The organism is Nocardiopsis nanhaiensis, from assembly GCF_054778635.1.
In genome coordinates this window covers 1-12,666 of sequence record NZ_BAAGZJ010000057.1, presented here as the reverse complement: position 1 = coordinate 12,666, position 12,666 = coordinate 1, and the positions used below count along the sequence as shown (strand labels likewise).

At 70.0% G+C, this 12,666-nt stretch carries 9 protein-coding genes and 1 pseudogene; 6 read left to right on the top strand and 4 right to left on the bottom strand.

Features of this window, described 5'->3' with window-relative positions:
* Positions 1-125: 125 nt before the first annotated feature.
* Entirely contained in the window at positions 126-350 is a 225-nt protein-coding gene (locus ACYVD1_RS23570; protein ID WP_460776664.1) for a hypothetical protein, read from the top strand.
* A 49-nt stretch (positions 351-399) separates the two neighbouring features.
* On the opposite strand, the gene ACYVD1_RS23565 is transcribed toward ACYVD1_RS23570, so the two are convergent.
* Entirely contained in the window at positions 400-1,197 is a 798-nt protein-coding gene (locus ACYVD1_RS23565; RefSeq protein WP_460776663.1) for a TIGR03089 family protein, read from the bottom strand.
* A gap of 172 nt (positions 1,198-1,369) precedes the next feature.
* Here ACYVD1_RS23565 and ACYVD1_RS23560 point away from each other — a divergent pair, with 172 nt between their 5' ends.
* The 3 genes from ACYVD1_RS23560 (at position 1,370) to ACYVD1_RS23550 (ending at position 5,528) form a co-directional block, all read left to right on the top strand.
* Entirely contained in the window at positions 1,370-3,421 is a 2,052-nt protein-coding gene (locus ACYVD1_RS23560) for a hypothetical protein (protein ID WP_460776662.1), read from the top strand.
* Positions 3,422-3,495: 74 nt separating this feature from the next.
* A complete protein-coding gene (locus tag ACYVD1_RS23555; RefSeq protein WP_460776661.1) occupies positions 3,496-4,416 on the top strand; it encodes a glycosyltransferase family 2 protein in 921 nt (306 codons plus the stop codon).
* A complete protein-coding gene (locus ACYVD1_RS23550) occupies positions 4,413-5,528 on the top strand; it encodes a glycosyltransferase family 4 protein (RefSeq protein ID WP_460776660.1) in 1,116 nt (371 codons plus the stop codon). The genes ACYVD1_RS23555 and ACYVD1_RS23550 overlap by 4 nt, the downstream gene beginning before the upstream one ends.
* On the opposite strand, the gene ACYVD1_RS23545 is transcribed toward ACYVD1_RS23550, so the two are convergent.
* Together ACYVD1_RS23545 and ACYVD1_RS23540 are read right to left on the bottom strand one after the other, a co-directional pair.
* A complete protein-coding gene (locus ACYVD1_RS23545; RefSeq protein ID WP_460776659.1) occupies positions 5,514-6,287 on the bottom strand; it encodes a hypothetical protein in 774 nt (257 codons plus the stop codon). The two genes, ACYVD1_RS23550 and ACYVD1_RS23545, sit on opposite strands and share 15 nt — an antisense overlap.
* Before the next feature lie 67 nt (positions 6,288-6,354).
* Complete coding sequence (locus tag ACYVD1_RS23540; RefSeq protein WP_460776658.1) at positions 6,355-7,296, bottom strand: lysylphosphatidylglycerol synthase domain-containing protein; 942 nt, start codon at positions 7,294-7,296, stop codon at positions 6,355-6,357.
* 99 nt (positions 7,297-7,395) lie between these two features.
* Here ACYVD1_RS23540 and ACYVD1_RS23535 point away from each other — a divergent pair, with 99 nt between their 5' ends.
* Positions 7,396-10,023, top strand: a complete 2,628-nt coding sequence (locus tag ACYVD1_RS23535) for a bifunctional FO biosynthesis protein CofGH (RefSeq protein ID WP_460776657.1) — start codon at positions 7,396-7,398, stop codon at positions 10,021-10,023.
* Positions 10,024-10,163: 140 nt separating this feature from the next.
* Here the strand turns inward: ACYVD1_RS23535 and ACYVD1_RS23530 are convergent, their stop codons facing one another.
* The gene (locus ACYVD1_RS23530) at positions 10,164-11,180 is read right to left on the bottom strand and encodes a chitinase (protein WP_460776656.1); all 1,017 of its coding nucleotides are present in this window, start codon (positions 11,178-11,180) and stop codon (positions 10,164-10,166) included.
* 1,167 nt (positions 11,181-12,347) lie between these two features.
* Between ACYVD1_RS23530 and ACYVD1_RS23525 the strand changes: the two are divergent.
* A pseudogene (locus tag ACYVD1_RS23525) lies at positions 12,348-12,666 on the top strand (HNH endonuclease signature motif containing protein); the annotation flags it as partial.

The window sequence follows — 12,666 nt, the reverse complement described above, 5'->3', positions numbered from 1 at the left end:
TAAGGCAGGCCACGGCGCCGGTATCTGGTGATCTCTCCCGATGTGGCGGCTGGTGCCTTACCGGAAGTCTGTAAGCAGCCGGAGAAAGGAACTCCGGCGGTAACGGACGCACCGGAGGGGACACCATGCACCCGGACCAGGCCGCCCAGGCCGCCGACTACTACCGCGCCGAGATGGAGCGGGCCGCCCGCATGGAGCGCGTCGCCCGCCAGGCCCGCAAGGAGGCTCGGGCCGACGCCAAGGAGAGGGACCGCGCCGACCGCGGGTCTGGCAAGAAGGATGACCGCGGTACCGACGAGGGGGCCCAGGCGGAGCGGGCGCGGAAACCGGATCCGGTCGGACCGGGGTGACCGCCCCTGCTCGAAGGAGAAGGGACGTGCGGGCCGGGGCCGGTGTGCCTCAGCCCACCCGGCGGAAGGGCAGTTCGCCTTCGGGCCGGGTTCCGTACAGGACGCTCACCCGTTCGGTACCCATCCGCTTGAGGAAGGCGTCCAGGCCGTCCTCGGCGGGCGGCGGGGTCAGCACGAGGGGGACCCCCGAGGCGACCGCCGCGGTGAGTACCGAAAGGTCCGCGCCCAGGTCGGTCAGCGGGGCGTCAGGGTCCACCACGACCGCCAACCGGTCCTCCCCGTTCAGGTTCCACCGTTCGGCTAGGGCCCGGCCGGCCGCCACCACCTCGGTGCCGGTCAGCGTCTGCCCGGAGGCCTCGACCGCGGGTTCACCGGGGTCCACCGGGTACGGGGAGAAGTGGTCGCCGTGCCCGCGCACCTCGACGGTGTAGTCGGTGACCATGGCCGGGGCCTCGGGCAACGGCAGGCCCAACGGGTCCAGGGACGTTCCCACGACCTCCTCGGCCCCGCTGTCCAAGGCGGCCTCCAGGAGGTCCGGGCCGACCACCGCGACCTCGGTGTCCGGGGCGATGCCGTCGGCCGCGAGTACGACCGAGGCGCCCACCGACCAGCAGGACAGCACCCACGCAAACGACTGCCAGTGCGGCGGCAGAGCGAGCGCCGCGCGGTCGCCGGGCTGCGTGCCGAAGCCGTCCACGAGCATGTTCGAGGTCTTGGACACCCAGTTGTCGAGCGTGGCCCGGGACAGCTCGATCCGGTCGCCGAGGTCGTCGTAGGCGGTCACGAACGGGCGGGAGGGATCAGTGGAGACGAGGGCGCGCCAGAGCTGCGCGGGAGATTCGGACATGGGGCCATGCTAGGGCGTGTTTCGGTGGGTGCCGCCCGTCGCGAGTGGCGTGCCGACGTTGCCGGGACCGGCGTCGGCACAGGTGCCTACCTGCGGTAATGCCCAAACTGTAGGCCTGACCGCGGTGTACTGCGGTGTGCGTACCATCAGGTGAGCTGCCAGAGTTGCGTTCATGCGCCTGCTTCCCGGACGGCTCCTCGCCCGTGTGACCGCGCTCCCCGCGATCGCCCTGTCGGCCTGGCTCCTTGTCGCCTTCCCCCTCCTGGTTCTCGGCCACTTCACCCCGCTGACCGGTCTGGTTTTTGGGCTCCCGGCCGTGGTCGCGGCCTGTGCCCTGCTGCCGCGCCTCGTCCCGGATCCGCCGGCCGAGGAGGATGTGCCTTGGTGGCCGGTGATCGCGGTCCTGGTGATCACGGTGGCCTTCGCCGCGGTGCAGATCGCTTTCCACGCCGAAGCGCTGGTCATTCGCCGGGACCCGGCCTCCTACGCCATGTACACGGCCTGGATCGCGGAGAACGGCTACCTGCCCATCCCGCAGCAGCGCGAACTCATCGCGGGCGACGACCCCGCCCTCAGCTACCAGAGCCTCGCCTACTACGAACGCGACGACGTCATCTGGCCGCAGTTCATGGCCGGGGCGCCGCTGGTGCTGTCGGTCGGCTACTGGCTGGGCGGCCTTGGCGGGATGCTCGTGGCCACCCCGGTCCTGGGGGCCTTGGGCGTCCTCACCTTCGCCGGGCTCACCGCGCGCCTGGTCGGTGCCCGCTGGGCCCCGCTGGCCGCCCTGGTTCTGGCGGTCTGCCTGCCGCAGCAGTGGGTCAGCCGGTTCACCTACAGCGAGCCACTCGCCCAGATCCTGCTCCTCGGCGGGCTGGTCCTGGCCTTCGACGCCCTGTCCAGGCGCCGGAGACTCACTGAGCGGTGGCGGGCACCTCAGACGCTCGCCGCCGCGGCGGGGGCCGTGTTCGGTCTGGGTGTGCTGGTGCGCATCGACGCCATCCGCGACCTGCTGCCGGTGGTGGGGTTCATCGGGCTGCTCCTGGTCGCCCGCCGCGGCCAGGCGCTGCCCCTGCTCGGCGGGCTCGGTGCGGGTGTCGTCTACGGGCTGGTCGCGGGATACGGCTACTCGTACCCCTACTTGGAATACCTGTCCGACTCGCTGCACCCCCTGCTCATCATCAGCGCCGTGGTCGTCTTCGCCACGGTCGTGCTCACCTCTGCTCTGTGGCGGTACGGCCTACCGCACACGGAACGGGTGCGGTGGCTCCCCAGCGCGATGGCGCTCATCACGCTGCTGGTCATGGTGGGTTTCGCGGTGCGGCCCCTCCTGTGGCCGGACTACGGGCACGGGAGCGACTTCACCGACCAGTGGGTCGCGGCCGTGCAGGAGATGGAGGGCCTGCCCATCGAGGGCAGCCGCACCTACTACGACATGAGCCTGTACTGGGTGGGCTGGTACGTGGGGCTGGGTACGGTCCTGCTCGGCTCTCTCGGGGCGGCCCTCGTCCTGCGCAGACTCACGCAGCGCCGCGACTTCCAGTGGCTGCTGCCCGCCATGCTGCTGGTGTGGACGGTCGCCACGATCCTGCTGCGACCGGCGATCACCCCGGATCACCCTTGGGCCAGCCGACGGCTGATCGTGCTGGTGATCCCGGCGTTCATCCTCTTCGCCGTCTGGTTCGTGGCCTGGCTGACCCGTTACTGCGAGGCTGCCTCGCGCCGGGCTCGGGGAGGTGCCCTCGTCCGGTCCCTGCCCGCGGTGGTCGCCGCCAGCGCCGCCGCCTCCCTGCTGGGCCCCACCCTCGTCACCGCCGCTTCGGGGGCCATGGGGTACCGGCAGGATGTGGGATCGGCCGCCGAGACCGAACGCCTCTGCGCGTCGCTACCCCCTGATTCCTCGGTCATCGTGGTTGACTCCGACATGGCCGGTGGCTATATGCCCCTGCTGCGCAACGTGTGCGGTGTGCCGACCGCGGCCCTGGACGAGGCCGGCCCGGAATCGGTGGGCCGGGTGGTCAGCGCCGTGCACCAGCGCGGCCGAGACGCGGTACTCGCGGGGTCGGAATGGGACCGCGTCGACGAGTTCACCGACGCCTCGGTGGAACCGGAGAGGCACTTCCACGTCGTGGCGGAGATGGACCCGAGTACCCTCATGGAACCCCCGACCGGACACTGGACCTTCACCGGAAGCGTGTGGACCGCGGTCCTGCCCGCCCCCCAGTGACCGGGCACGATGGGCGGCCCGACCCGTGGCCGCCCGGCCCCGAACCCTCCGATCACCCCGCCGAGAAGAACTGTATGAGCTACGCAGACGCCGAAGTGAGCACCGACCATCCCAGAGCCACCATCGTCCTCCCCTGTTACAACGAGGAGGAGCACGTCGTCGACGAGATCAAACGCATCTGCTCGACGATGGACGCTTCCGGCTACCCGTACGAGCTGCTCGCGGTCGACGACGCCTCCACCGACGGCACCCTCGACCGCCTGCGCGAGGTTGCGGACCTCTTCCCGCACATGCGCGTGGTGGCCTTCGGGCACAACGGCGGTTCGGGCACCGTGCGGCGGATCGGCAGCCAGCGGGCGCGCGGCGAGTACGTCGTGTGGACCGACGCGGACATGAGCTATCCCAACGAGCGCATCCCCGAGCTCGTGGGCATGCTCGACGCCGACCCCGAGATCGACCAGGTCGTGGGCGCCCGGACCCAGGAGATGGGCACGCACAAGGCCTTCCGGGTACCCGCCAAGTGGCTGATCCGCAAGATCGCGGAGCGGCTCACCAACACCCGGATCCCCGACCTCAACTCCGGTCTGCGCGTGTTCCGCCGCGACGTCGCCCGTCCCTACTTGCGCCTGCTGCCGCCCGGGTTCTCCTGCGTCACCACCATCACGCTGGCGTTCCTTTCCAACCAGCACCCCGTGAAGTACGTGCCCATCGATTACGCCAAGCGCGCGGGCACGTCCAAGTTCCACTTCGTGCGCGACGCCTACCGGTACATCCTCCAGGTGCTGCGCATGGTCATGTACTTCAACCCGCTGAAGGTCCTCATGCCGCCTGCGCTGTGGCTCCTGGGAATCGGTGCGGCCAAGTTCGTCTACGACCAGGTCCGCAATCCGCTCTACATGCCCAACAACACCGTCATGATCCTCATGACCGGGCTGATCATCGCGGCGATAGCGCTCCTGGCCGACCTCATCGTGCGTTCCAGGGAGCACCCGTGACCCAGCGGATCACCCTCGTCGGTCCCGTCCACCCCTACAAGGGAGGCGGTGCCCGCCACACCACCGAGCTCGCCCACCGGCTGAGCGGTCTCGGCCACGGCGTGCGGATCGAGTCGTGGCGTGCGCAGTACCCGGCGTTCCTGTACCCGGGTGAGCAGACCATCACCGAACCCGAGGGAGAACCGTTTCCCGAGGCCCGGCACGATCTGGCCTGGTACCGGCCGGACGGCTGGTGGCGGACGGGGCGGCGGCTGGCCCGCGACAGCGACCTCGTGGTGCTCACCCTCTTCTCTCCGGTCCAAGTCCCCGCCTACCTGGGGATCCTCGCCGGAATCAGGGCGGCGAGCAGGGGTGCGGGGGGCGGCCCCCGGGTCGTGGCGCTGTGCCACAACGTCCTGCCGCACGAGCGCCGGGCGATCGACGTCTCCCTGGTCCGCGCGCTGCTGCGCCGGGTGGACGGGGTGCTGACCCATTCCGAGGAGCAGGGACATCTCGCCGAAGGCCTTCTCGGCGGTGGGAAACCCGTGGTCGCGGAGATGCCGCCCCACCTGCCCGACACCGGGGGAGTGCGCTCGGAGGAGGACACCGCCGAACGCCGCCACCTGCTGTTCTTCGGGATCGTCCGGCCCTACAAGGGCGTGGACGTGCTGTTGCGGGCACTGGCTGAAGGTGCGCCGGACGACGTCACCCTGACCGTCGCCGGAGAGTTCTGGGGCGGTTCCGGCGACCTGGCCGCGCTGGCGGGAGAGCTGGACGTGGCCGACCGGGTCCGCTTCCGCGAGGGCTACGTGCCCGCGGAGGAACTCCCCGAACTCCTCTCCGGTGCCGACGCCCTCGTGTTGCCGTACCGCTCGGCCACCGCGACCCAGAACGTGTGGCTGGCGCACGAGTACGGTCTGCCGGTGGTCGCCACGCGTGCGGGCACCCTTGCCGACCACGTCGCGGACGGGGTGGACGGTCTGCTGTGCGAACCGGGGGACGCAGCCGACCTGGCCCGGGCGCTGGCCGGGTTCTACGGGCCGGGGGTGCGGGAGCGGCTCCGCGCGGGTGCGCGTCCGGTGGATGCCGAGCCGTACTGGGAGGCGTACACCGAGCGCCTACTCGGCAGCTGAGCGCCCCTTCCGCAGGTACAGCACGGCGGGGACGGCCAGGCAGAGTGCGCCGAGCACCCCCATGACCGCGACCGCCCAAGGCAGGTAGGCGGCCAACCCGCTCTCATCGGCGGACGCGGCCTCCGAAGCCGCCTCGGACCACTCGTCCTCAGAGCCCACCTGGATGCTACTGACGGGGCCGGGGCTCACCACTTCGCAGTCTCCGGGCCCGGACAGCGTGAACGCGCCGGTCTCGACGTGGACCTCGTAGATGCCGAGCGGGGGATCCCAGTCGTCCCAGGTCAGCAGTGGGTCGTCGTCCCCTGACACGAGGTGGCCGGACTCACCCGTGAGCTCCGTGGTCAGGCGCCCGGCTCGGTCCGAGGCGGCCGCCATCTCGTCGGCGGTGACGTTCTGGACGGTGTCCTGGTGCGGCACCAGGGAGAGTTCGAGTTCGATGGCTTCGCTGCCAGCGTCTGCGTCGCCGTCAGTCTGCGCGCTGCCGTCGGCTTCCGCGCCGTCCCCGGGCAGGGAGGCGGCGACGTTCAGGGGGAGGTCCGCCTGCCCGCCACCGGTTCGGCTCAGGGTCGGAAAGACCTGTCCTACCACCGAGACGGTGCCTGGGCCCTCATCGCACTCGATCGTCGCGGGTACGACTTCCGGGTGCTCGAGGAAGCCCTCGGGCGGTTGGTCGGCGGCACCGGTGACCAGAGGTACGAGGGTCAGCGACGCGGCGAGCGCGGACAGGACACGTGGGAAGCGGGGGGCCCAAGTAGTCACGGGTCGAGCATAGAACGGATCGGCCCGTAGTGAAAGGTTTCTTTCCTATTTGTCTGGGGCCCAGAGCTCATGCGGGTTCGGAGTCCGGCTCCGGTGCCCTCGACACCAGGATCGCCAGACCCGCCCAGCCCACGTCCGCCACGGTCATCACCAACCGGGACAGCACCGCCACCACCAGCGCGGCGCCCGCGTCCACCACCGGTGCCAGCGCCACCACCAGAACGACTTCGCGTACCCCCAGCCCCGCGGGGGCGAACACCACCAACAGCCCCAGGGTCCAGGCCAGGGCATAGGCGCCCACCGCGGGTCCGACCGAAGCCGCCGCGTCGCCCCCCACCGCCCAGGTCAGCAGCCACACGTGGAGGCCCAGCGGTATCCAGGCCACCAACGTCCAGCCCACGGACGCGGCGACCGAACCCTCCCTGACAGCCAACGGTCCCGCCTCAGCCACCTCGCGGAACCGGGCGAAGGGCCGCGCCGCCAGCCGGATCCCCCAGCCCAGCACGCGCGGGTGCAGGCACGCCAACAGCAGCGCCGCGGCGGCCAGCGCCCACCACCAGCGGCGCGCGGCCTCGGTGGACGAGAGGGGCAGCGCCACCGCGGCGACCGCCAAGCTCACCGCCACCGTCACCGCGATAGCCAGCAGGGTCGCCGCCGCTCCGCGCGACCGCGGCACCCGCCAGTCCCGGGCCAGCTCCACCTGGGCCACGAACGCCCACACCGAACCGGGCAGGTACTTGCCGAGCTGCCCGACGAACATCACCCGTGCCGCGACCGCCCGAGGCAGGGGCGACCCCAGACCGCCGAGCAGCGAGCGCCACGCCAGCATCTGCGCGGCCAGCCCCAGCATCCCGGCCAGGACTGCGGCGGGCAGCACCCACAGCGGGAGTTCTGAGACGGCGTCACGGGCCTGCGTCCAGTTGGCGTGGAGAGCCACGCCCGCACACGCGCACACCAGCGCGAGCAGCGCCAGGCGCACCCACATGTTGCGTCGAAGCCGAGTCAGCACGCGCCCACTTTATTCCCGGAAACCGGCCTGTGTCCGCTCAGCGCCGACCCCGGGTGGCGGCCGTCGGCGGCCGGGACCGGACGCGTAGTGTGGGCCGGTATGAGTGGTGCGAACGACCCAGTCCCCATCCCCACACCGACGGCGTCCGCGACGCGTAGGGCACTGGCCCGAGCTCGGGACGGGAAAACCCTCGACGTCGCCGAAGCGGAGGTGCTGCTGCACGCCCGAGGTGAGGACCTCGAACGCCTCCTGGACTACGCGGGACGGGTACGTGACGTCGGCTTGGCGGCCGCCGGGCGAGAGGGCGTCATCACCTACAGCCGCAAGGTCTTCGTCCCGCTGACCCGGCTGTGCCGTGACCGCTGCCACTACTGCACGTTCGCCACCGTCCCCGGCCGCCTGGATGCCCCCTTCCTGTCCCCGGACGAGGTCCTCGACATCGCCCGAAAGGGCGCCGAAATGGGCTGCAAGGAAGTCCTCATCACGCTCGGGGACCGGCCCGAGGACCGGTGGAAGCAGGCCGAGGAGTGGCTCAACTCCCGCGGCTACGACGACACCCTGTCCTACGTCCGCGCCATGGCCATCATGATCCTGGAGGAGACCGGGCTGCTCCCGCACCTCAACCCCGGGGTGCTGACCTGGTCGGACTTCCAGCGCCTCAAACCGGTCTCGCCCTCCATGGGCATGATGCTGGAGACCACGTCACGGCGGCTGTTCACCGAGAAGGGACAGCCCCACTACGGCAGCCCCGACAAGGACCCGGCCGTGCGGCTGCGCGCGATGGAGGACGCCGGTCGCTCCAGCGTCCCCTTCACCACCGGCATCCTGCTGGGGATCGGTGAGACGGTCGCCGACCGGGCCGAGTCGATCTTCGCGATGCGCGGGGTCGCCCGCCGCTACGGCGGCATCCAGGAGGTCATCGTCCAGAACTTCCGGGCCAAACCGGACACCGCGATGATGCACCGCCCTGACGCCGAGCGCGACATGATGGCCGCGACCATCGCCGTCACCCGCCTCGTCATGGGGCCCAAGGCGCACATCCAGGCCCCGCCCAACCTCATCGCAGCCGATCAGGGCGGCGTGGACGAGTACGAGCTGATGCTCCGCGCGGGCATCGACGACTGGGGCGGGGTCTCGCCGCTCACCGCCGACCACGTCAACCCCGAGCGGCCCTGGCCCCAGATCGACGACCTCGCCGCCCGGACCGCGGACCAGGGGTTCACACTGCGCGAGCGCCTCACCGTCTACCCGGAGTACATCCGCGCCGGCGAACCGTGGCTGGACCCGCGCCTGGCCCAGCACGTGGCCGCGCTGGCCGACCCCGAGACCGGCCTGGCGGTCGAGGACGCCCCGCTGGTGGGCCGCCCCTGGCAGGAGCCCGACGCGGTCCTGGTCTCCTCCGGCCGCACCGACCTGCACACGGACATCGACACCGAAGGCCGCACGTCGGACCGGCGCAGTGACTTCGACGCGGTCTACGGCGACTGGGACGAACTCACCCCGGGCGTGGACCGCAAGGGCGCCGAGCCCAGGCGCCTGGACCCCGAGATCGCCTCCGCTCTGCGCAGCGCCGAGAGCGACCCGTCCGGGCTCACCGACGCCGAGGCGCTCGCGCTGCTGCACGCCGACGGCGACGCCCTCGAGGCGCTCACCGGCCTGGCTGACCGGGTCCGCCGCGACACCGTCGGCGACGACATCACCTACGTCGTGACCAGGAACATCAACTTCACCAACGTCTGCTACACCGGCTGCCGGTTCTGTGCCTTCGCTCAGCGCCGCACCGACGCCGACGCGTACACGCTCTCCCTGGACCAGGTCGCCGACCGGGCTGAGGAGGCGTGGAAGGCCGGGGCCACCGAGGTGTGCATGCAAGGGGGAATCCATCCGGACCTGCCCGGCACCGCCTACTTCGACATCGCCGCCGCCGTGCGCGAGCGCGTTCCGGACATGCACGTCCACGCCTTCAGTCCGATGGAGGTGGTCAACGGGGCGGCCCGCACCAACCTGCCGGTGCGCGAGTGGCTGACGCGGGCCCGCGACTCCGGGCTCGGCTCCATCCCGGGGACCGCCGCGGAGATCCTCGACGACGAGGTCCGGTGGATCCTCACCAAGGGCAAACTGCCCACCAGAGAGTGGATCGACGTCGTCACCAACGCCCACGACCTGGGCATCCCGACCACGTCCACGATGATGTACGGGCACGTGGACTCACCGCACCACTGGGTGTCGCACATCAAGCTGCTGCGCTCGCTACAGGAGCGTTCGATGGAGCGCAACGGCAGGCGTGGGTTCACCGAGTTCGTGCTGCTGCCTTTCGTGCACACCAACTCGCCGATCTACCTCGCCGGGCTGGCCCGCACAGGGCCCACCGTCCGCGAGAACCGCGCGGTGCACGCCCTGGCCCGCCTGCTGCTGCACGGACACATCGACAACATCCAGGGCTCCTGGGTCAAGCTCAACGAGGACACCTTCCGACAGCTCCTCGACGGCGGGGTCAACGACGTGGGCGGCACCCTCATGGAGGAGACCATCAGCCGCATGGCCGGCTCCGGGCAGGGGTCGTTCAAGACGATCAGCGACATCAAGGCACTCGTCGGGCCCACGGGCCGCCCCCTGCGCCAGCGGACCACCACGTACGGCCCGGTTCCCGAGGAGCGCCAGCGAGTGGCCGAGGCCAGCGACGGCGTCGCCCCCAGCGTGCTGCGCCCCAACCTTCCCTTGGCCTGAATCGAACGGAGTGTGCGCCACAGGCGAGGGGCGGGACGCCGGGGGATGGCGTCCCGCCCCTCTTCTTGGGCGGCCCGTCGGGGATGGGAGGTGCGACGGGCCGCTTGCCGCGGGTCGGGAGTGGCCCCGCGGAAGTGGGGTCAGTCGAGTGCCGCGGAGATCGTGTCGGCGAACTCGTAGTCGTTGGTGGCGTCCCAGTTGATCGACCAGGTCATCACGCCGCCGATCGGGCCGTACGGGCTCTCGGGGGAGAAGGAGCCGCAGTTGTCGCCGGTCTCCAGGCAGTCGAGGGCGTCGACGATGCCGCTCGGTTCCAGGTAGCCGCCGCCCGCGGCGGAGGGGACGGCCGGGAGGCCGAGGCCGACCTGCTCCGGTTCCAGGTCCATCTCCAGCTGGATGCATGCGAGGGCCGCGACGAAGTCGCTCGTGCCCTGTTCGTAGACGTTGCCGTCACACCCCGCCATGGAACCGGAGTTGTAGTACTGCATGTTCACGATGGTGAGGATGTCGGAGATGTTGTCGGCCAGCTGGTAGTAGTCCTCGTCGGGGGTCTGGAAGTCGATGGTCTGCGGGGCCATCGCGATGATCAGGTCCGAACCGGCTTGGTCGCTCAGATCGCGCAGCGCGTCGGTCATGTGCTCGGCGTCGATGCCGTGTTCCAGGTCGATGTCGACACCGTCGAACCCGTAGTCCTGCATGAGCTCGTAGGTGGTGTCGGCGAAGTTGTGGGCCTCGGTGGGATTGGTGACGTCCACGTGCCCGATCTCGCCGCCGACCGAGATGATCACCTTGCGGCCCTCGTCCTGGATGGCGGCGATGTCGTCCCGGAACTCCTCGTCGGTGTACCCGTCGAGCTCGTCGCTGGCCAGGTCGAAGGTGATGCCGCCCTCGAGTTCAGGGTGGTTGTCGGCGAAGGCGACGGCCACCAGGTTGTACTCGCTGGGGATGTCGGAGAGCGGCATCACCGTGGAGTCGTTGTCGAAGTTGTGCCAGTAGCCGGTGAGCCACTGGCCGTCCTGCTGGACTTCGACGGCGTCGGACACGGTTTCGGCCTGCGTGGGTTCGGTGTTGGGGGAGCCGCAGGCGGAGACCAGCATGGTCGCCGCCGCAGCGAGGCCGCCGGTCATGGCGAGCCTGGTGTTCCGGATGCTGAGCATCTGAGTGCTCCTTTCGCCGAGCGGGGTGACGAAGGGTGGTGCTCTGTGAGCCGGTAATTGTTAGGAGACCTTAGAGTTGCCGGGGTGGCGCGTCAACGGGAATGGTAAGGAAAGTTTGTAGTTTTATTCGGCACCCGGTTCCACTCATGCCCCACGGGCACCAGGCGGGTACCGGCCCGCAGCCTGCGGCCGCCTCCGGCACCGTTGTCTTAGGGTGCGCCGCTCCTGGGGTTCGGGATCAGGGCTGGACCTCGGGATCAGGGCCGGGCCTCGGGGCCAGGGCCGGGTCTCGGGATGGCGTTCGCGGTTGCGGTCACCTGCAAGCGGTGCCAACTGCAAGCGGTGCCAACTGCAAGCGGTGCCAACTGCAAGCGGTGCCAACGCTTCAACGCCAGCGGCTGATCGTGCGTCTTCATGGTGTCGGGGGGTGGGTGGTGGGTGTTTCAGGATTGGGGGATGTCTTTGTGGCTGCCCCCTCTTCAAGCCTGACCTGTTCTGTTGAGTGGGTTTTCCCTATCGGCTGGGGTTTTCTTTCGGGTTGGGGTTCCCTCCTTTCCCGCCGCGTGATTGTGGCCGTCTCCGCTGCGCGCGTCAAGGTCGTCGCCATCGAGCGCTTCGCGCGTCAACGGCGCTCCACCTTGACCCGCTCCGCTGCGACGGCGGGTTGGCGGCTATCGGGAAAGGGGGACGCGTGGTCGAGGCCCGTGGCGAATTCGGGCTTCGCCCGAAAAACGGATTCTGTCGGCCTGGCGGCCGATTCCTGCCCCTGCGCCGGAGCGTTGACGGGTCGGGTGTCGCGGCTGGTCACTCACCCCTGCGAACCCCGAACAGCGCGGCCTGCGGCCAGTGATCCACTCCGCCGGAGCCGACCGGTTGCGGGTGTCGCGGCTGGTCAAGGTGCGCGGCGAACCCCTCCCGCTGGGCCTTTTTCCGATGATCTTGCTACCAGTAGCAATTTCGGCGCCGAGATTGACTCTGGTAGCAAGATCATTCCCATAGGGGCACACATTTGTCCGCTTTGTCCAGGAATGCGGCCAAGGGAGGCTGGGTCCCTTTCCTGGAAGGCTTCTTTCCGGGGAATGGGAAAGGCGGGTCGGGGTGGCCTGGTAAGGGTGTTGTCACCTCCGGGATAGGTCCTTTCTATGCCTTTCTTGATATCCTGGTGGTATGACTTCTTCTTTCGGGCAGTGCGGGAACACGGCGGGAAACACCCCCGCCGTGGCCGCCATGGGTGCTGCCCGGGGAAAGATCGCCTCGGAAATGGCGGAAGTGCCCCCGACGGGTGCGGCCGGCCAGGTCCTGGATGTGATTTCTCAGGTGTTCGAGGACTTCGACCGGGCCCAGCTTGCGATGCTGCTCCGGTTGGCGCAGCTGGAGGCGGCCGGGACCCTGTTGGAGGCGGGTGGGCAGAGGTCGGTGCAGAACTGGCTGATCCACTCGGTGGGGATGGCCCCCGTTGAGGCCAACGGGCGCGCCGAGCTGGCGC